This is a genomic window from Brevundimonas sp. GCM10030266 (genome assembly GCF_042666595.1).
Lineage (GTDB): Bacteria > Pseudomonadota > Alphaproteobacteria > Caulobacterales > Caulobacteraceae > Brevundimonas.
On sequence record NZ_JBHTCY010000001.1, the window covers coordinates 44,044 to 62,596 of the forward strand.

General features: G+C 68.2%; 23 protein-coding genes. 15 read left to right on the plus strand and 8 right to left on the minus strand.

The window, feature by feature from the left end:
• The first annotated feature begins 129 nt into the window (after nucleotides 1-129).
• The 3 genes from ACFQQC_RS00325 to ACFQQC_RS00335 are packed head-to-tail and all read left to right on the plus strand — an operon-like array spanning nucleotide 130 to nucleotide 4,225.
• Nucleotides 130-2,622 (plus strand): helicase-related protein, encoded by a 2,493-nt coding sequence (locus tag ACFQQC_RS00325; RefSeq protein WP_376860811.1) that lies wholly within the window; start codon nucleotides 130-132, stop codon nucleotides 2,620-2,622.
• The gene (locus tag ACFQQC_RS00330; RefSeq protein WP_376858584.1) at nucleotides 2,619-3,947 is read left to right on the plus strand and encodes an MFS transporter; all 1,329 of its coding nucleotides are present in this window, start codon (nucleotides 2,619-2,621) and stop codon (nucleotides 3,945-3,947) included. The genes ACFQQC_RS00325 and ACFQQC_RS00330 overlap by 4 nt, the downstream gene beginning before the upstream one ends.
• Entirely contained in the window at nucleotides 3,944-4,225 is a 282-nt protein-coding gene (locus ACFQQC_RS00335) for an RNA-binding S4 domain-containing protein (RefSeq protein ID WP_376858586.1), read from the plus strand. Before ACFQQC_RS00330 ends, ACFQQC_RS00335 begins: the two co-directional genes overlap by 4 nt.
• Here the strand turns inward: ACFQQC_RS00335 and ACFQQC_RS00340 are convergent.
• A complete protein-coding gene (locus ACFQQC_RS00340) occupies nucleotides 4,209-4,838 on the minus strand; it encodes a YceI family protein (protein WP_376858588.1) in 630 nt (209 codons plus the stop codon). The genes ACFQQC_RS00335 and ACFQQC_RS00340 overlap by 17 nt on opposite strands.
• A gap of 153 nt (nucleotides 4,839-4,991) precedes the next feature.
• Here ACFQQC_RS00340 and fdxA point away from each other — a divergent pair, with 153 nt between their 5' ends.
• Together fdxA and ACFQQC_RS00350 are read left to right on the plus strand one after the other, a co-directional pair.
• Nucleotides 4,992-5,333, plus strand: coding sequence for a ferredoxin FdxA (gene fdxA, locus ACFQQC_RS00345; protein ID WP_376858590.1), 342 nt, complete (start codon nucleotides 4,992-4,994; stop codon nucleotides 5,331-5,333).
• A 340-nt stretch (nucleotides 5,334-5,673) separates the two neighbouring features.
• On the plus strand, nucleotides 5,674-6,213 hold the full coding sequence (locus tag ACFQQC_RS00350; protein WP_376858592.1) for a CarD family transcriptional regulator: 540 nt from the start codon (nucleotides 5,674-5,676) through the stop codon (nucleotides 6,211-6,213).
• 66 nt (nucleotides 6,214-6,279) lie between these two features.
• On the opposite strand, the gene ACFQQC_RS00355 is transcribed toward ACFQQC_RS00350, so the two are convergent.
• Nucleotides 6,280-6,501 carry a LysR substrate-binding domain-containing protein gene (locus ACFQQC_RS00355; RefSeq protein ID WP_376858594.1) on the minus strand — a complete coding sequence of 74 codons (222 nt, stop codon included), beginning with the start codon at nucleotides 6,499-6,501 and terminating at the stop codon, nucleotides 6,280-6,282.
• On the opposite strand from ACFQQC_RS00355, the gene ACFQQC_RS00360 reads away from it, so the two are divergent.
• From ACFQQC_RS00360 to ACFQQC_RS00385, 6 genes are all read left to right on the plus strand, one after another.
• On the plus strand, nucleotides 6,502-6,897 hold the full coding sequence (locus ACFQQC_RS00360; protein ID WP_376858595.1) for a VOC family protein: 396 nt from the start codon (nucleotides 6,502-6,504) through the stop codon (nucleotides 6,895-6,897). It abuts the gene before it with no gap.
• On the plus strand, nucleotides 6,894-7,562 hold the full coding sequence (locus ACFQQC_RS00365; protein ID WP_376858597.1) for an SDR family oxidoreductase: 669 nt from the start codon (nucleotides 6,894-6,896) through the stop codon (nucleotides 7,560-7,562). Before ACFQQC_RS00360 ends, ACFQQC_RS00365 begins: the two co-directional genes overlap by 4 nt.
• A gap of 15 nt (nucleotides 7,563-7,577) precedes the next feature.
• The gene (locus tag ACFQQC_RS00370; protein ID WP_376858599.1) at nucleotides 7,578-7,976 is read left to right on the plus strand and encodes a heme-binding protein; all 399 of its coding nucleotides are present in this window, start codon (nucleotides 7,578-7,580) and stop codon (nucleotides 7,974-7,976) included.
• A 51-nt stretch (nucleotides 7,977-8,027) separates the two neighbouring features.
• Nucleotides 8,028-8,849, plus strand: coding sequence for an SDR family oxidoreductase (locus ACFQQC_RS00375; protein WP_376858601.1), 822 nt, complete (start codon nucleotides 8,028-8,030; stop codon nucleotides 8,847-8,849).
• Between the two features lie 63 nt (nucleotides 8,850-8,912).
• Entirely contained in the window at nucleotides 8,913-9,434 is a 522-nt protein-coding gene (locus ACFQQC_RS00380) for a nuclear transport factor 2 family protein (protein WP_376858603.1), read from the plus strand.
• A gap of 96 nt (nucleotides 9,435-9,530) precedes the next feature.
• Nucleotides 9,531-10,475, plus strand: coding sequence for a DUF808 domain-containing protein (locus tag ACFQQC_RS00385; RefSeq protein ID WP_376858605.1), 945 nt, complete (start codon nucleotides 9,531-9,533; stop codon nucleotides 10,473-10,475).
• 53 nt (nucleotides 10,476-10,528) lie between these two features.
• On the opposite strand, the gene ACFQQC_RS00390 is transcribed toward ACFQQC_RS00385, so the two are convergent.
• The gene (locus tag ACFQQC_RS00390; protein WP_376858607.1) at nucleotides 10,529-10,981 is read right to left on the minus strand and encodes a DUF3617 domain-containing protein; all 453 of its coding nucleotides are present in this window, start codon (nucleotides 10,979-10,981) and stop codon (nucleotides 10,529-10,531) included.
• Between the two features lie 216 nt (nucleotides 10,982-11,197).
• Between ACFQQC_RS00390 and rpmB the strand changes: the two genes are divergently transcribed.
• Nucleotides 11,198-11,494 carry a 50S ribosomal protein L28 gene (gene rpmB / locus ACFQQC_RS00395; RefSeq protein ID WP_376858609.1) on the plus strand — a complete coding sequence of 99 codons (297 nt, stop codon included), beginning with the start codon at nucleotides 11,198-11,200 and terminating at the stop codon, nucleotides 11,492-11,494.
• A 114-nt stretch (nucleotides 11,495-11,608) separates the two neighbouring features.
• Nucleotides 11,609-13,339, plus strand: coding sequence for a M1 family metallopeptidase (locus ACFQQC_RS00400; protein WP_376858611.1), 1,731 nt, complete (start codon nucleotides 11,609-11,611; stop codon nucleotides 13,337-13,339).
• Between the two features lie 9 nt (nucleotides 13,340-13,348).
• Here ACFQQC_RS00400 and ACFQQC_RS00405 read toward each other — a convergent pair whose 3' ends face one another.
• Nucleotides 13,349-14,128 carry a transglutaminase family protein gene (locus ACFQQC_RS00405; protein WP_376858613.1) on the minus strand — a complete coding sequence of 260 codons (780 nt, stop codon included), beginning with the start codon at nucleotides 14,126-14,128 and terminating at the stop codon, nucleotides 13,349-13,351.
• Nucleotides 14,129-14,290: 162 nt separating this feature from the next.
• On the opposite strand from ACFQQC_RS00405, the gene ACFQQC_RS00410 reads away from it, so the two are divergent.
• A complete protein-coding gene (locus ACFQQC_RS00410) occupies nucleotides 14,291-14,677 on the plus strand; it encodes an OmpA family protein (RefSeq protein ID WP_376858614.1) in 387 nt (128 codons plus the stop codon).
• 30 nt (nucleotides 14,678-14,707) lie between these two features.
• Here the strand turns inward: ACFQQC_RS00410 and ACFQQC_RS00415 are convergent, their stop codons facing one another.
• The 3 genes from ACFQQC_RS00415 to ACFQQC_RS00425 form a co-directional block, all read right to left on the minus strand.
• Nucleotides 14,708-15,268 carry an HNH endonuclease gene (locus tag ACFQQC_RS00415; RefSeq protein WP_376858616.1) on the minus strand — a complete coding sequence of 187 codons (561 nt, stop codon included), beginning with the start codon at nucleotides 15,266-15,268 and terminating at the stop codon, nucleotides 14,708-14,710.
• A gap of 158 nt (nucleotides 15,269-15,426) precedes the next feature.
• Nucleotides 15,427-16,074 (minus strand): trimeric intracellular cation channel family protein, encoded by a 648-nt coding sequence (locus ACFQQC_RS00420; RefSeq protein ID WP_376858618.1) that lies wholly within the window; start codon nucleotides 16,072-16,074, stop codon nucleotides 15,427-15,429.
• A gap of 17 nt (nucleotides 16,075-16,091) precedes the next feature.
• Nucleotides 16,092-16,748 carry a DNA-3-methyladenine glycosylase family protein gene (locus ACFQQC_RS00425; RefSeq protein WP_376858620.1) on the minus strand — a complete coding sequence of 219 codons (657 nt, stop codon included), beginning with the start codon at nucleotides 16,746-16,748 and terminating at the stop codon, nucleotides 16,092-16,094.
• Between the two features lie 133 nt (nucleotides 16,749-16,881).
• On the opposite strand from ACFQQC_RS00425, the gene gluQRS reads away from it, so the two are divergent.
• On the plus strand, nucleotides 16,882-17,727 hold the full coding sequence (gluQRS, locus tag ACFQQC_RS00430) for a tRNA glutamyl-Q(34) synthetase GluQRS (RefSeq protein WP_376858622.1): 846 nt from the start codon (nucleotides 16,882-16,884) through the stop codon (nucleotides 17,725-17,727).
• Here the strand turns inward: gluQRS and ppk2 are convergent.
• Nucleotides 17,724-18,473, minus strand: coding sequence for a polyphosphate kinase 2 (ppk2, locus tag ACFQQC_RS00435; protein WP_376858624.1), 750 nt, complete (start codon nucleotides 18,471-18,473; stop codon nucleotides 17,724-17,726). The genes gluQRS and ppk2 overlap by 4 nt on opposite strands.
• Nucleotides 18,474-18,553 lie beyond the last annotated feature (80 nt).

The following is an 18,553-nucleotide window of genomic DNA, read 5'->3' on the forward strand; positions in this document are numbered from 1 at the left end:
GAGTCGCCGATTCGGTCCTGATTCGTTTCGCGCCTGTTCCGCTCCTGCACAGCTTCGCATTTACTCCGGTCACGCCTGAGAGACTTCCGCTTGAGGAACCGGGCCGGAGAGGCCACCTTTATCGACAAGATGAGTGACCGCGGCACAGGCAAGACCCCCTCGCGCGTGACGGCGATCCTGGGGCCCACCAACACCGGCAAGACCCATCTGGCGGTCGAGCGGATGCTGGGTCATGCGTCCGGCATGATCGGCCTGCCGCTGCGGTTGCTGGCCCGCGAGATCTATGACCGCATCGTCAGACAGCGCGGCGCGTCCAAGGTCGCCCTTATCACCGGCGAGGAGAAGATCGTCCCCGCCCGGCCGCACTATTTCGTCTGCACCGTCGAGGCCATGCCGCTGGAGCGGACGGTCGAGTTCCTCGCCATCGACGAAATCCAGCTGGTCGCCGACCCGGAGCGCGGCCACGTCTTCACGCAGCGGCTGCTGCACGCGCGGGGTCGCGAGGAGACCATGTTCCTGGGGGCCGGGACCATGGCCCCGCTGATCCGCGCCCTCGTGCCGGATGTGGAGATCGTCTCGCGCGACCGGCTGTCGGTCCTGTCCTATGCGGGCTCCAAGAAGCTGACCCGCCTGCCCCGCCGCAGCGCCATCGTCGCCTTCTCGACCGAGCAGGTTTACGCCATCGCGGAGCTGATCCGGCGTCAGCGCGGCGGCGCCGCCGTGGTGATGGGCAGCCTCTCGCCGCGCACCCGCAACGCCCAGGTCGAGCTGTTCCAGTCCGGCGAGGTCGACTTCCTCGTCGCCACCGACGCCATCGGCATGGGGCTGAACATGGACGTGGACCATGTCGCCTTCGCCGGTCTGAGGAAGTTCGATGGCCGTCGCACCCGCTGGCTGCACGCCACCGAGATCGGCCAGATCGCCGGTCGCGCGGGACGTCACCTGCGCGACGGCACCTTCGGCGTCACGGGCGAGGCGCTGGAGCTGGACCCCGATCTGGTCGAACAGGTGGTCGAGCATCGCTTCGATCCGGTCGAGAGCGCCGAGTGGCGGAACGCCAGGCTGGACTTCGACACCCTGAACGACCTGTTGCGCTCGCTGGTGGTGACGCCGGGGGTGAAGGGGCTGAACCTGACCGCCCCGGCGCTGGACGAGACCCTGCTGCGCCGCCTGATCAAGGACGAGGAAGTGGCCCGCATCGGCCGCTCGCGAGGGGCGATAATGCGCCTGTGGGAGGCCTGCCAGCTGCCGGACTTCCAGAAGACCACGCTGGATGAGCATTCCCGGCTGGCCAAGGACATCTTCCAGGCCCTGACCGGCAAACGCGGTCGCCTGACCGAGGACTGGATCGCGCCGCGCTTCGCCGAGCTGGATCGCGACGACGGCCAGATCGACCAGATTTCCGCCCGGCTCAGCGGCGTGCGCACGCTAAGCTATATCGCCAACCGCCCCGACTGGCTGGATCAGGCGCAGGGCTGGCGCGACAGGACCAAGGCACTGGAGGAACGGCTGTCCGACGTCCTGCACGAGCGGCTGACCGCCCGTTTCGTCGATCGCCGGACCACCGCCCTGATGCAGGCCCTGAATGTGCGCGGCGATGCGATGGCGCAGGTGGAGGACGCGACCGGCGAAGTCATCGTCGAGGGTCATTCCGTCGGCCAGTTGTCCGGCATCGAGTTCCGGATCGACAAGGGCTCCTCGGCGCTGGAGGACCGCGCCCTGCGCCACGCCGCCCGCCAGGCGGTCACGCCCGAGATCGCCAAGCGACTGGGCCAGCTGGCCGCCGAGCCCGACGAGGCCTTTTCCGTCACGCCCGACGGCGCCGTGCTGTGGCGCGGGGTGCAGGCGGGCGTCATCACCGGCGGCGAGCCCTTCGCACCGAAGATCAGACTGCTGGGCGACCTCGGCGCCGTGGCCGCCCGCGAGCGGGCGACGAAGCGGCTGGAGGCCTGGCTCGCCGGCGAGTCCGGTCGCGCCCTGCGCCCCCTGCGTCGCCTGAAGACGGCCATCGAGAACGGTACGTTGAAGGGGCTGCCGCGCGGGATCGCCTTCAGGCTGGTCGAGGCCGGCGGGATCATTGATCGTCGCGAGGTCGAGCGCGATCTGGCCGCCCTGTCCCAGGTCGAGCGCCGCACCCTGAAGGAATTCGGGGTCCGCCTCGGCGCCCATTCGGTCTGGCAGCCTGCCCTGCTCAAGGACCGCGCCCGTGTTGTGGGACAGGCCTTCATGGCGCGCGAACCCTTCCGCCCCCGGGCGACCGGCCTCAGCATCCTGCCCGAGCCCCCGCCACCGCCGCGCCTGCTGTCCGCCTTCGGCCTGCGCGCGGTCGGCCGCTTCGCCGCGCCGGTAGAGTTGCTGGAAGCGTTGAGCGAACGCCGGGCGAAGGGCGAAGGCAAGCTGTCCGACCGCGACCTGCGCGACCTCGGCGTCACCGGCGAGGAGGCGAACGCCCTGCTGGCGGCGCTGAAGACCGTCCGCGCGCAGCAGCCGGACCGCCCGGGCAGGGCGCCGAAGCCGGTCAAGGATTCGCCCTTCGCGGCCCTCGCCGCCCTGACGGCGCCCAAGCCCGAGCCGAAGCCGGCCCGGCCCCGCCGGCCCCGACGCCGCAAGGAGGCCCGGTGACGCCCTTCCATCATTTGCTGGTGAACAACGCCGTCGCCAACATCACCAACTACACGGTGTGGTTCGCCCTCACTTTCTGGGTCTACATCGAGACGCAGTCGGTGTTCGCCACCGGCATGATCGCGGGCCTCTATCTGGTCCTGACCGCCGCCTTCGCCCTGTGGTTCGGCAGTCTGGTCGATCATCATCGCAAGAAGCGGGTGATGCTGGGCTCCAGCCTCGTCTCGATCGCCTTCTACGCCATCGCCTTCGCCGCCTATGTTCTGACGCCGGAGGCAGCCCTGTCCGATGTCGGCGGTGTGTCGCTGTGGCTGCTGATCGGCCTGATCATGCTGGGGGTTATCGCCGGCAATATCCGCGGCATCGCCCTGCCTACCCTGGTCACCGCCCTGATCCCGGAAGATCGGCGGGACAAGGCCAATGGCCTCGTCGGCATGGTCAGCGGCATCGGCTTCCTGACCACCTCGGTGATCAGCGGCTTTCTGGTCGCCTGGGGCGGGCTGGTCGCCACCCTCGCCTTCGGCCTGATCTTCACCGCCCTCGCCTTCGCCCATCTGATGACGGTCCGGCTGGACGAGCCGCCCCCGGCCACGGACGAAAGCGGCGAGCACGCGCCGAAGAAGATCGACCTGCCCGGCACGCTGAAGATCATCGGCGCCGTGCCTGGCCTGTTCGCCCTGATCCTGTTCGCCACGTTCAACAACTTCCTCGGCGGGGTCTTCATGGCGCTGATGGACGCCTATGGCCTGTCGCTGATGGCGGTGCAGCACTGGGGCCTGTTGTGGGGCGCCGTCTCGGTCGCCTTCATCCTCAGCGGCATCGTCATCGCGCGGACGGGTCTGGGCGCCAATCCGCTCCGGACCCTGATGATCGTCAATCTGATCGCCTGGACCACCGCCGCCCTGTTCACCCTCCAGCCGTGGATCGTCCTGCTGGGCGTCGGCTGCTTCATCTGGATGTTCGTCGGCCCCTTCGCCGAGGCGGCGGAGCAGACCACCCTGCAGAAGGTCGTGCCCTATGAGCGGCAGGGCCGCGTCTTCGGTTTCGCCCAGTCGGTCGAACTGGCGGCGGCGCCGCTGACCGCCTTCCTGATCGGCCCGCTGACCCAGTTCGTGGTCATTCCCTTCATGACCGACGGCGCCGGCGCCGCGGCGATCGGCGACTGGTTCGGGCGAGGTCCGGATCGCGGGATCGCCCTGGTCTTCACCATCGCGGGCGTGGTTGGCATCCTGCTGACAACCGCGGCGTTCAACTCGCCCTATTATCGCAGGCTCTCGGCGGCCTACGCCCGCGCGCCTGATACACAGCCCGACGCGACCGCATGACGGACGCCGCCTGTCGTATCGATGTCTGGCTGTGGCGCGCGCGGTTCGCGAAGACGCGGACCCTGGCGGCGACGATGGTGGAGAAGGGGACGATCCGCCTGACCCACAACGGCCAGCAGGTGCGCCTCGACAAGGCCAGCCGCTCGGTCCACCCCGGCGACCGTCTGGTGTTCGCCCTCGGCGGGCGGCTGTTCGACCTCGAGGTGCTGGCCCTCGGCGAACGGCGCGGACCTCCCGAGGAAGCCCGCGCCCTTTACGTACTTACTGCTGAAGGGTGAACTCGCCCTCGAGGTGCAGCTTGACCTCGTCGCCCAGGCCCATCGGGATGCCGTAGGTGATGCCGAAGTCCGAACGCTTGATCGTGGCCTCGCCGTCGAAACCGGCCTTGTAGGTATTGCCCATCGACGGACCGGCCTGGTTGAAGGTGACCTCGATGGTCACCGGCTTGGTCACGCCGCGCAGGGTCAGATCGCCGACCACCGTGGCCTCGTTGGCGTCATCGGCGTCCACCGTCACCGAGCGCGAGACGAAGGTCGCGGTCGGGTGGTTGGCGGTGTCGAAGAAGTCGGCGGTCTGCAGGTGGGCGTTCAGACCCTGGCTGCCCGTCAGCACATCGGCCAGCGGGATGGTCGCCGTCAGGGTCGAGGCCGACGGGTTCGAGGTGTTCAGACTCAGCTCGGCCTGCACGTTCACGAACTGGCCGGTGTAGGTCGAGAAGCCCATGTGATCGACCGACCAGGTGATGTTGCCGTGCGAGGAGTCCAGCTTGTAGGCGCCGGCGGTCACTTCCGACGGGGTCTTGGTCAGGGCGGCCTGGGCGACGACGGCGCCGCCGGTCAGCAGGGCGAGGGAGGCGACGCCGACGGCGGCGTAACGGGCAAAGGGACGCATGAGGAGTCTCCGGGAAAACTGTAATAGAGAAAGCTACAAATAGCGCCCGCAAGCGCCACCGCAACCCCCGAAACGTCCCGTCCGGTTGACAGTTCAGCCCCGCGGGGTCATCTGCGCGTCCCGCGCCCTCACCGAAACGCCTGCCTCCCGCCCATGACCTACATCGTCACCGACGCCTGCGTGCGCTGCAAATTCATGGACTGCGTCGAGGTGTGTCCGGTCGACTGCTTCTATGAGGGCGAGAATTTCCTCGTCATCGCGCCGGACGAATGCATCGATTGCGGCGTCTGCGAGCCCGAATGCCCGGTCGACGCCATCGTCCCGGACACCGAGGACGAGCCGGATGGCAAGTGGCTGCAGATCAACGCCGAATACGCCAAGGTCTGGCCGAACATCACCGTCAAGGGCACGCCGCCCGAGGACAAGGAACAGTTCGAACGAGAGACCGGCAAGTACGAGAAATATTTCTCGCCCAAGCCCGGCACGGGTACCTGAAAAGCTGGGCTGTTATAGTTAGCGCTGAATCATTTCGCGCTGCCCCGTTCCGGCGAGGATTTCCAGCCATTTCCACACGGACGCTGTGGACGTTTTGAAATTCCGCAGATTTGTGATAGGTTCCTGTCATTGGGTCGGGCGGTCTGCGAAAACCTCGCGCCGCCCGCGTTTGCGACAGAATCCCGTCCACGAAGACGGGATCGGCCAGAGGTTGGGTGATCCGTTTCCGCATTTGACGACCAGATCGACATCTCCGACGGGGCAAGCTTCCGGCGGTTGTTATTCTATTGTCCGTGCGCCTTCGCCTCTCCCCTCCCGCTGAGCCGGGAAAGGAAGTGACATGACGAGCAAGACTGGTCTGGAATTCAAGGTTGGCGATGCGGTCGTCTATCCGGCGCACGGCGTCGGCAAGGTGGCGGCCATCGAGACCCAGGAAGTCGCGGGCATGTCGCTGGAGGTCTACGTCGTGACCTTCGACCACGAAAAGATGACCCTGCGCGTCCCGACCAAGAAGGCGAAGACCGCCGGCCTGCGCTCGCTGGCCGCCGATGACGTGGTCACCAAGGCCCTGACCACCCTGAAGGGCCGCGCCCGCGTGAAGCGCACCATGTGGTCGCGTCGCGCCCAAGAATACGAAGCCAAGATCAACTCGGGCGACCTGATCTCGATCGCCGAAGTGGTCCGCGACCTGCACCGCGCCGACAGCCAGCCGGAACAGTCCTACTCGGAGCGTCAGCTGTACGAGTCGGCCCTGGACCGCATGGCCCGCGAAGTCGCCGCCGCCAACAAGATCGACAAGGATGCGGCCGTCGAACTGCTCGGCAAGTCGCTGAGCGCCAAGAAGGCCGTCGCTCCGGCCGCCGAGGCCGAAGCCGCCTGATCAGACGCGCATCGCTGAACAGACAGAAGGCCCGGGAGCGATCCCGGGCCTTTTGCTTTGCGCGCCTCAGGCCCGCATCGCCTCAATCACCGCCCTCAGGCCCGCCGAAATGTATTTCCGCGTCGGATAGTAGAGGTAGAGCCAGTCCTCCGGCTGGCACCAGTCGTTCAGACAGCGGATCAGGCGGCCGTCGGCGATTTCGCGGGCCGCACGGCCTTCCCAGACGTAGCCGAGACCGACGCCGTCCCCAACGCCGCCTCGCCCTTCGCCGACATGCGCGGGCACCATGTGGCGGTCCGCACCCCCAACCTGCAGGACGCGATCAACTTCTACGTCGGCAAGCTGGACTTCCGCATCGTCGCCGAATGGGTCTACGCCGACGAACAACGGGCCTATCTGGCCCCGCCGACCGACGACCATTTCTACGTCGAGGTCCTGGGCGGCGGCGAGCCCGCCCCGATCGAGGTTCGCCCCTACACCGACCTGGGCGACAGCCTGAAATACCGTGGCTACCACCACTTCTGCCTCAACGTCGCCAGTGTCGATGCGACGGTGGAGGCCCTGCGCGCCCGCGGCGTGACCATCGTCACAGAGCCGTTCGTGCTGGAGGCCATCAGCCGCAAGCTGGCCTTCTTCTGCGACCCCTTCGGCAACCTGATCGAGCTGGCCGAGGTGCTGTCGTGAGCGGCGCGGTCCTGATCGTCGGCGCCGGTCCGGGCATCGGGCTGGCGGCCGCAGAGCGGTTCGGCCGCGAAGGCTGGACCGTCGTCCTCGGCGCCCGCAATCCGCGCGCGCTGGACGCCATGGTCGCCCGTCTGGTCGGCCAGGGCCTCGACGCCCACGGCCTGATCGTGGACGCCACCGACGCCGCCGCGATCCAGTCCGCCGTCCGCAACGCCGACCGTCTGACCGGCGGCATGACAACGGTCCTCTACAACGCCGCCGTCGTCCGGCAACAGGACCTGTTCAGCATGACTGACGCCGAGGTCTCGGCCGACGTCGCCGTAAACATCACCGGCGGGCTGAACACCATCCGGGCGGCCGAAAGAGTCTTCGCCGAACGGGGCGGGACCATCCTGGTCACCGGCGGCGGACTGGCCCTCAGCCCTCACGCCGGCTGGGCCAGCCTTGGCCTCGGCAAGGCGGCGTTGCGCAATCTCGTCGAGGGACTGGCCCCCGATCTGGACCAGCGCGGCATCCGCATCGCCATCGCCACGGTCGCCACCCTGGTCGCCCCCGACAGCGCCGAAGCCACCGGCGTCGCCGAGACCCTTTGGGCGCTCGCCTCTGATCCCTCAACCGGCTGGGAGCGGACCTATCCGCCCCTTTCCCTCAACCAAGCCGCCTGACCCAAGGACAACGCCATGATCACCTCCGACCAGGCCCTGACCATCCTCGCCGCCGCCACGACAAAGGCGAACGAACTGGGGATCGCCGCCAATATCGCCGTGCTGGACGCCGGCGCCCACCTGAAGGTCTTCCACCGGATGGACGGCGCGGTGCTGGGCTCCATCGACGTCTCGATCGGCAAGGCTCGGACCAGCGTCCTCTTCGGCATCACCAGTGAAGCCGTCTGGGACTACTGCAAGCCCGGCGCTCCGGCCCCCGGTCTGGACCGCTCCAACGGCGGCCTGATGACCTTCGCCGGCGGCGTTCCCCTCGCCTTCGAAGGCGGCCTGATCGGCGCCGTCGGCGTCTCGGGCGGCAGCCCGGCGCAGGACGCCGAGATCGCCCGGGCCGGCGCCGCTGCCCTCTCCCTCTGAACTGCCCACCACCACCCCGACTGCAAACCTTCAAATCAAAGGAACACGACCATGACCACCACCCGCAAAACCATCCTGATCACCGGCGCTGGTTCGGGCTTCGCTGAAGCCGCCGCCATCGGCATGGCCCAGGCCGGCCACCGCATCATCGCCACGGTGCAGATTTCGCCCCAGGTCACGCCGCTGCGCGAAAAGGCCAAGGCCCTCGGCCTGAAGGACTTCGAGGTCCTCAAGCTGGACCTGCTCGACCCCTACGACATGGCTTACATCGAGAAGCTGGCCCCGGAGGTGGACGTGCTCTGGTCAAACGCCGGCGTCGGCGAGGCTGGTCCGGTGTTTGAAATCCCTTTGGACCTCGTGCGCCGCAACTATGAGGTCAACGTCTTCGCACCGCTGGCTCTGAGCCAGGCCTTCGTGAAGACGTGGATCGCCGCCGGCCAGAAGGGCAAGAAGGTCGTCTTCACCTCGTCGATGGGCGGCCTGTTCACCCCGGCCAACTGGGGCGTCTACGTCTCGACCAAGCATGCCCTGGAATCGATCGCCGAAGCGATGCAGCAAGAGATCGCCCCCCATGGCCTGAAGGTCCAGACCATCAACCCGGGCGCCTACTACACCGGCTACAACGAGACGATGGCGGACACGCCGTTCCGCTGGCTGGACGATGCGGTGAACGTCACCAAGCGCGCCGCCCTGCGGGCCGAGTTCGACGCCTTCCTGTCGGCTCCGGACGGACACATGGACGCCCGGGAACAGATCGACCGCATGATCGAGATCGTCCCCGCCGACGAGGGCCTGTTCCGCAATGTCTCGCCCAAGGCGACCGAGGACATGCTGAAGGCCCACCAACTGGCCGCCTGGGACAACCGGATCTGATCTCGCCTGAGCCGCCGCCCCCGCAACGGGCGGCGGCTTACTCTTTTCGACAGGAGACCTGACATGCGCCCGATCCTGACCACCCTCGCCGCCCTGACCCTCGCCTTGACCGCCACTCCCGGAGTGACCGCCGTGACCCGCGTTCCCGACATTTCCGCTACACAGGCCTCGAGCCATACCGATGCCGAACTTCGGAATCTGGCGGCTGTCCAGACCGCCTTCGACGCCTGGCGCGCCGGAACGGGCGGCCCGTTCGACCTGCTGGCCGAAGACGCCGTCTGGACCATCACCGGACGCTCGGACGCGGCCGGAACCTATGAGGGCAAGGCCGCCTTCATCGACCGCGTGATCGCCCCGTTCAATGCCCGGATGATCGCGGGCATTCGTCCGACGATCCGCTCGATACACGTCGACGGCGACACGGTGATCATCTTCTTCGACGCCTCCGGCATGGCCCACGACGGCCTGCCCTACGACAACACCTACGCCTGGTTCATGACCTTCAGCGGCGACCGGGTGATCCGCGTCTCCGCCTTCTACGACTCCCTCGCCTTCAACGCCCTGTGGCGTCGGGTCCAACCCTAGGCGGCGCCGCCGAACACGGGGCGGGACGCATCGACACCCGCCCCGGCTTCGCTTACCTCTGCCGCCTCCTCTTTTCTCTCAGGCGCAGACCTTCCCATGCCCTCCGGACTGATCGCCCTGCTCGATGACGTGGCGGGGATCGCCAAGATGGCGGCGGCGTCGATCGACGATGTCGGCGCTGCGGCGGGCAAGGCGGGAGCCAAGGCGGCGGGCGTGGTCATCGATGACGCGGCCGTTACGCCCAAATACGTCACCGGCCTGTCGCCCAGCCGCGAACTGCCGATCATCGGCAAGATCGCCGTCGGCTCGATCCGCAACAAGCTGCTGCTGATCCTGCCGGTGGCCCTCCTGCTGAGCAGCTTCGCGCCCTGGGCGCTGACGCCCATCCTGATGCTGGGCGGAACCTACCTCTGCTTCGAGGGCGCGGAGAAGCTCCTGGAGATGTTCGGCGGCGGTCATCATGACGACGCCGGGGAAACCTCCGACGACCCCGCCCATCTGGAGAAGAAGACCGTTTCCGGCGCCGTGCGCACAGACCTGATCCTGTCAGCCGAGATCATGGTCATCGCCCTGAACGACGTCGCCGACCGCCCGCTCCTGACCCAGGCCAGCGTCCTGCTGGTCGTCGGCGTCGCCATGACCATCGTCGTCTATGGCGCGGTCGGCCTGATCGTGAAGATGGACGACATCGGCCTGCACATGGCGCAGAAGCCCTCGCGTCTCAGCCAGACCATCGGCCGGGGGCTGGTGAAGGGCATGCCGATCATCATGTCAGCCCTCTCCGTCATCGGCACCTTCGCCATGCTGTGGGTCGGCGGCGGCATCCTGATGCACGGGACGCACGAGCTGGGCCTGCACTGGCCGGCGGAACCGGTCGAGCATCTGGCCCACGCCGTCGCCCATGCAACCGGCCCGCTGGGCGGCCTGCTGGGCTGGCTCGTCACCGCCCTGATTTCGGCGGTCATCGGCGTGGTCATAGGCGGCGGCGTCGCCTTCGCCCTGCACCAGATCGCCCGCCTCAAGCCCGACGCCGCCCACTGAAGCAAAAAGGCCCGGGATCGCTCCCGGGCCTCTTCGTTCAGGCGCGCATCGCCTCAGAAATATTCGGCGTCGGCCGGGCAGGTCGCGCTGATGCGGCGGGCATTGATCGAGGCCGGCAGATAGGGCGTGCCGCGCGCCAGCTGGGCGCCGCCGCGGAACGAGAACTGCTCGGACTGGTAGGTGCCGTTCAGGCGCACGTTCACCCGGCGATTCTTGCGGTCGGTGCAGGTGCCCTCGAAGCGAGCCACGCCGTTGCCGACCTGGCGCACCGGATAGGTGCAGCTCCAGCGGCGCGTCGACAGGCCGCCGAAGAAGCGGTTGATCTCGCTGGGCCGCACGCATTTCTGCTCGGTGTCGCGAATCCCCACCGCGCTGGTGGTGTACTCCCAGTAGCCGGGCAGCACGGTGGCGGGGCCGGTCTGGGCGGCGCGCGGGGTCGTCGGCGCGGCCAGCATCAGGGCCCCGGCGATGGCGGGAACGGCGACAACGGCGGCGCGGGTCAGCATGGTCTTCATCCTTGCCCCTCGAAAAACGGGTCGGCTCATGGGTAGAGGGGATATATGGCGGGAATTGAACGGGGGCTGAACGGTTCCCGGCTCCGGACGCCTTGACGCCCGCCGGACTCTTCCTCTATACGCCCCACCTCTCGCGCTGGACGGTGTCTCGCGCGCACCTGTTTCATGCGTCTGCGCCCGTCGCGGACCGCTCCGAAGGATAGTCAGATGTCGCGTCGTTGCGAACTCACCGGTATCGGCCCCATGGTCGGCAACAGCGTGAGCCACTCGAACATCAAGACCAAGCGTCGCTTCCTGCCGTCGCTGAAGGCCGTCAAGGTGACCTCGGACGCCCTGGGTCAGACCTTCTCGCTGCGTATCTCGAACGCCGCCCTGCGCACCCTCGACTACAAGGGCGGCCTGGACGCCTTCATCGTCAAGGCCCGCGACGAGCAGCTGTCGATCGCCGCCCAGCGCATCAAGCGTCAGGTCAAGGCCAAGCTGGCCGAGCAAGCCGCCGCCTAAGCGACGCCGCTCAGAAAGAGTTCTGAAGAGGCCGGTGGAAACGCCGGCCTTTTTGTTTGCCTGAACGGTCCCGCCCGGCCAGTCTGCCCGCCTGTTCGCCGGGGAGCCTGTCTCGTGTCCAAGTCCGTCCGCCGCGCCGCCCTTCTGGGCGCCTCCCTGTTCGCCCTGGCCGCCCCGGCCCTCGCGCAGGAGGTCGATCCCGCGACGGTCGAGGTCACCCGCGATTCGACCCCCTTCACCCTCGCCACGGACCAGCCGCGCACGCCCGAGCAGGAGGCTGTCCGTTTCGACAAGGCGGACCTGTCGATCAAGGTCATCCCGGACGAGAAGCGGATCGAGGGCGTCGCCGTCCTGGACTTCACCGCCCTCGCCCCGGTCAGCATCCTGCCGGTCGAACTGGATACCCTGCTGCCGGTCTCGTCGGTGCAGGTCGATGGTCGTGAGATCGAACAGGGCGAAGGCGGCTGGCGCAATCCGGAGGGCCGTCTGTGGATCGATCTGGGCCGCGACCTGGCCGCCGGCGACACCGTCCAGATCCGCATCGCCTACGCCGGCGCCCCGCGCGTCGCGCCGCGCGCGCCATGGGACGGCGGCTTCGTCTGGGCGACCGCCCCGTCGGGCGAGCCGTGGATCGCCACCGCCGTCCAGCCCGAGGGCTGCGACATCTTCTGGCCCTGTATCGACAGTCCGCTGGCCGAGCCGGGCCGCGTCGACCTGCACATCACCATCCCGTCCGACCTCGCCGCCCCGTCCAACGGCCGTTTCCTGGGCAAGACGGACCACGGCGACGGCTGGACCACCTGGAACTGGTCCGCGGCCAATCCCAACACCTACGCCATCGCCCTGAACATCGGGCCGTACGAAGAGATCAGCGCCGACTATCGCAGCCGTTTCGGCAACACGATCCCGATGTCCTACTGGTATCTGCGCAGCGACGATCCGGAGAAGGTCCGCGCCCTGTTCGCCGAGTTCGCGCCGATGATGGACTTCTACGAATCCACCGTCGGCCCCTTCCCCTTCGGCGACGAGAAGATGGGCGTGGTCGAGACCCCGCACCTGGGCATGGAGCACCAGACCATCAACGCCTACGGCAATGAGTACCGGCTGGACGGCAAGGGCTACGACTGGCTGCTGCACCATGAACTGGCGCACGAATGGTTCGGCAACCAGATCACCAACGCCAACGCCGACGACATGTGGCTGCACGAGGGTCTGGGCAGCTATATGCAGCCCCTCTACCTGCGCTGGCTGCGCGGCGAGCGCTATTTCCAGGCCGAACTGCTGAAGCAGCGTAACGGCCTGCTGAACCGCTATCCGGTCGTCTCGGGCACGCTCAAGTCCGAGGATGAGGTCTACAAGGGCGACGTCGGGCCGGGGAACGACATCTACAACAAGGGCTCGCTGATCGCCCACTCCCTGCGCCTGCTGATCGGCGACGAGGCCTTCTTCCGCTCGGTGACCCGACTGGTCTATGGCCGCCCTGATCCGCGCCCCGGCAATTTCACCACCCGCTTCGCCTCGACCCCTGACTTCCTGGCCATCGTCAATGACGAGACCGGACAGGACCTCGGCTGGTTCTTCCAGGGCTATCTCTACAACGCCGCCCTGCCCGACCTGCGCCAGACCCGCGAGGGCGAGACGCTGCGGCTGGAGTGGGTCACCGGCGACGGCCAGACCTTCCCCATGCCGGTCGAGATCGAGATCGACGGAGAGGTCGTCACCGTGCCCATGACCGGCGGCCGGGGCCAGATCACCGCCCCCGCGACCGCCCACATCCTGATCGACCCGCAGAACAAGGTGCTGAAGCGCGAGGTCTTCATCGAGGAATGGCGCGCCGGGTTCTGACGCCCTGCGTCAGTCGGCGGCCACCGCGCTGACCGACTGACGCACGAAGCTGCACGTCCCCTGGGTCGTCAGGAAGGCGATATCCGCCGCATCGCGCCCGCAGGCGATCCGCACCAGCCCCTCGACCGGCGCCAGCCCGGTCGGGTCCACCAGCCACCAGCCGTCCGACAGCCAGACCTCGAAGATGGCGTGGAAGTCCGGCGGCGTCAGGTCGAAGGCATAGGCGCTGACCGCCCGCGCCGGAATGCCCGACGCCCGGCACAGGGTGATGCCCAGATGGGTGAAGTCGCGGCACACGCCCGCCCGGTCGATGAAGGTCCGCGCCGCCGTCGTCTCGCTGTCCGACGATCCCGGCTCATAGTCGATATTGGCCTTGATCCAGTCGAGGATGGCCAGCACCCGCTCGCCCCCGACCGTGCCGCCGAAGGTCCGCTCCACGAACCGTCCGAACTGGTCCGACGGGCAGTAGCGGCTGGGGTTCAGATAGGTCAGCACCTCGGCCGGCAGATCATTCCAGTCATGCTGCACCGTCACCGGCGGCAGCCCCTTCAGGATGCCGTTGTCGACCACCGCCTCATAGGTCAGGGCCACCTCGCCGCTCAGGTGCGCCCGTAGGGTCCGCGCCCCGAACTCGTCGTCCTGGTTCTCGATGAAGTCGACATGCGGCGTCGCGGTCAGCCGCTCCTCGAGGATGTTCTGCCCCGGCCAATGCGCCACCTGCAGCTTGTAGATGGCGTCCGTCGGAGGATCGAAGCGATAGACGAGTTCGGCGCGGACGCGGATTTTCATGGCGGCTCGAATGCGGCGACAAAGGCCCGCCGTCAACGTGGGGATTCGAGCGGTGTTCCGTGGGCCTCTCCGCGCTACCACCGGGTCGACACGACCTTTTATTGTGTGCACCGCCTCACCGTGCGAGCCTGCGGCGGCTCTCGACCGAACCTGGAGGGTACGATGCTCCGCGCTGTACTGGCCGCTGCTGTGCTCCTGTCGGCACAACCGGCGTCCGCCCATGAATGGGCGGGCTGGTTCGAGTACGGACGCACCGAGCTTTCGGCCCGGGGCTATCAGGTGGCTGCGGAGGTCGCCGATTACGCAAGGCGCGTTGAGCTGCGCCGTATCGTCATTACCGGCCATATGGACACAGCCGAAGCGGTGGAGTTCAGCGATGAGCTGTCCCGGCGCAGGGCGCAGGCCATGGCGATGGAAATTGTCCGGCTGGGCGTCAGACCTGACATCATCGAACTTCGCGGGAATGGTGCGGGAACGCTCGCCCGGCCCACACCCGGAGGCGTTCAGGAGCCTCTCAATCGACGCGTGATCGTTGACGCCCATCGCTGATGGCGGGACGCCAATTCGCCGTTGGCTGACCTACGGCTCCAGCTCGATATCCCAGTACAGATAGTCCAGCCAGCTCTGGTGCAGGTAGTGCGGCGGGAACCTCCGCCCGTGTTCCTGCAACTGCCAGGCGCTGGGCCGGTGCGGCGCGCGGCGGATCGCCATCTGGGCCTGCTGCGGCGTGCGGCCGCCCTTGCGAAGATTGCAGGGGCCGCAGGCGGCGACGATGTTCTCCCACGTCGTGCGGCCGCCGCGACAGCGCGGGATGACGTGGTCGAAGGTCAGTTCGGTGGAGTCCCCGCAGTACTGGCAGACAAAGCCGTCGCGCAGGAAGACGTTGAAGCGGGTGAAGGCGGGCTGCCGGTCCTGATCCACATAGCTCTTCAGCGCGATCACGCTGGGCAGCTGGATTTCCATGGACGGGCTGCGCACGACCTTGTCGTACACCGAGACCACATCGACGCGGTCCTGATACACCGCCTTGACCACCTCCTCCCACGGCCAGATCGACAACGGATAGTAGGACAGCGGCCGGAAGTCGGCGTTCAATACCAGAGCGGGCCAGCCCGAGGGGGGACGACTGAGGACCTGCATCAGGTCCGCTCCGCGGTACGGAGGGTTATCAAGGCGACAGGACTGAAGACACGTCTCCTTCCCTCGTCATGCCCCTTTCAGGGCAATCAAACCCTATCCCCGATTCGATCCCTTGGCGATGACCGGACGACGACGCTTTCGCGACGGTCGCGGCGGACTCAGCGCGTCACCGTTCCGGGGAAGGCCGGCAGGCTCCAGCCCCAGACCAGCGCCCCGGCGCGCAGCGCGAAGCCCAGCGAGGCGCCGACGAAGGCCGCCGGCCACAGGTCCAGCCCGGCCACCCGCGCCACCACGAACACCGTCGCCGCCAGCAGGGCCGCCGAAACGGTGATCTCGCGCCTCAGCAGGATCGACGGCTCGCCCGCCAGCAGGTCGCGCACCACCCCGCCGAAACAGGCGGTCAGCGCCCCCATGACGATGCAGATCAGCGGCGCGATGCCGAAGGCGCTCGCCTTGGCCGCCCCCATCACGCCGTAGGCGGCCAGCCCGAAGGCGTCGAGCCACAGCAGGGCCCGGAAACGCCAGGGCCTCGCCCCCACCAGCCACACGGCCAGAGAGGCGACCAGGCAGACGGCGATATAGCGCCAGTCCTGCACCCAGAAGACCGGCGCACCGATCAGCAGGTCACGCAGCGTCCCGCCGCCGACGCCGGTGATGGCGCCGAAGAAGGCGAAGGTCACAAGGTCATGCTTCTGGCGCGCGGCGGCCAGCGCCCCGGTCGCGGCGAACACGGCCACGCCCGCGAAATCGAGCGCGCCGAGAACCGTCTCGGGATTGGCGATGGCGGGGTCGACCAGAGGCGTCATGGTCACAACCCTAGCCGCTATGCGGGCGGGTTCTCCAGCACGATCTCGCCGCGCTTCACCGCCCCGTACCAGGCCCACAGCAGATGGGCCGCGACGCTGCGATGCGGGGACCACAGCTCGGCCCGCAGATTGGCCGCCTTTTCCTTCGGCCGTTCAGGCGACCCGTCGGCCCAGCGCATCGCTTCCTGCAGGGCGATGTCCCCGCCGGGAAAGACATCCGTCCGCCCCTCGCAGAACATCAGGAAGGTGTCGGCGGTCCACCGGCCGACGCCCTTGATCGCGACCAGCTTCGCCACCGCCTCTTCGTCCGACAGCCGCTCCAGATGGTCGAAGTCGATCCGCCCCTCCACATGCGCCCGCGCGATCTCGTGGCCATAGGTCGCCTTCTGGATCGACAGTCCCATGGCCCGCAGCGCCTCGATATCCGTGGCCAGCGTCCGCTCGGGCGTCACCTCCCCGCCCAGCCCGTCGAACACCCGCTTCCAGATGGCGGCGGCGGACTGCACCGAGACCTGCTGCTCCACGATCATCCGGAACAGCCCCTCGAACCCGCCCGTCCGCGCCCGCCATGCGAAGACGGGCATGCTGGCGTGCGCCGTCGCCAGTCGCGGGTCGAGCGCGATCAGCGCCTCGCGGGCGGCGGCGATCTGTTCAGGGCCGGGGACGGAAGGCATCGGGTCTCATCGACAGGGGACGACGGCTGATCTAGGCGTGGATCATGCTCTGGAGGACCGACCTGATCCATTCAGCCCCGCCCGCGCAAGCGGCGCCGGGCGATGACGTCCGGAAACCGCGAGGCCGCGCCCGATGATCACCCGCTTCGCCCCTTCCCCCACCGGCCGTCTGCACAAGGGCCACGCCTTCTCGGCCCTGACCGCATGGACGGCGGCGAAGGCCTCGGGCGGCCGCTTCCTGTTGCGCATCGAGGACATCGACCCCACCCGCTGCAAGCCCGAGTTCGACGCCGGCATTCTGGAAGACCTGCACTGGCTCGGCCTCGACTGGGAAACGCCGGTGCGTCGCCAGTCCGAGCACCTGACCGACTATGCCGGCGTTGTCGACGTGCTGGACCGGCGCGGCCTGCTGTACCGCTGCTTCCGCACCCGCAAGGAAATCCTCGACGCCATCGGCGACGCCCCGCACGGCAGCGCCGAGGCCGTCCGGCCCGGTCCGCATCCGCCGGAGGAGGAAGCCGCCCTGCTGGCCGAGGGCCGGGCCTTCGCATGGCGGTTGTCGCTCGACCGCGCCCGCGAGGCGCTGGGCGACCGGGCCTGGGACGCGCTGGCCTTTGTCGAGGAGGGCGAGGCCCCCGACGGCGAGCGCGGCCTGATCCGCGCCCGGCCCGAGACCGCCGGCGACGTCGTCGTCGCCCGCAAGGACGCCGGGACCGCCTACCATGTCGCCGTCACCCACGATGACGCCCTGCAGGGCGTGACCCACGTCATCCGCGGGCTCGACCTGTTCGAGGCGAGCCACATCCAGGTCCTGCTGCAGGCCCTGATGGGCTGGCCCACCCCGACCTACCGCCACCACCGGCTGGTCAGCGGCCCCGACGGTCGTCGCTACGCCAAGCGCGACGGCTCGGTCACCCTGGCCCATCTGCGGTCGGAGGGCCTGTCCCCCGCCGCACTGCGGGCCGAGCTGGGATTCTAGCGGAACAGCCGGTCGAGGTTGTCCGCCGCCGGGAAGACGACCTTCGGGTCCGGCGCCTCCACCTTGCCCCCCGGCCCGCCGATGCTGTTCAGCACATGGCGGATGATGTTCAGCCGCGCCGTCTTCTTGTCGTCCGTCGCCACGGCGGTCCAGCGGGCGGCGCGGGTGTCGGTCTCCTCCAGCATCCGGTTACGCGCGCCGCTGTAGGCGTCCCAGCGCGCCTCGGCCTCGGCGTCCAGCGACGACAGCTTGAACTGCTTCAGCGGGTCCTCCCGCCGCTCGGCCAGCCGCTGCGCCTGCTCCTGCCGCGAGATGTCCAGCCACAGCTTGATCAGCACGATCCCGTCGTCCGTCAGCATCCGCTCGAAGCGTGGCGCGTCCTTCAGGAACTGGGCGTGCTGTTCGGGCGTGCAGAAGCCCATCACCGGCTCGACCCCGCCGCGATTGTACCAGGAGCGGTTCAGGATCACCGTCTCCCCCGCCGCCGGCAGGTGGCCGACGTAGCGCTGGAAATACCACTGGCTGGCCTCGCGCTCGGTCGGCTTGGGCAGGGCGACGACCCGCGTCTGGCGCGGCGACATGTATTCGGTCAGCCGCTTGATCGCCCCGTCCTTGCCCGCCGTGTCCCGGCCCTCCAGCACGATCAGGGTCCGCAGCCCCTGCGCGATGGTCCAGGCCTGCGTCTCCACCAGCGCGACCTGCAGCCGCTCCAGCGCCTTGTCGTAGTCTTCGCTTTTCTTGCCCATGCGCCCACCGTGCGCGCCCGCGACGATCAGGGCAATGTTGCAGGCGTGTTTCAGGGCCTGCCCCAAACCTTTCCGCGTTC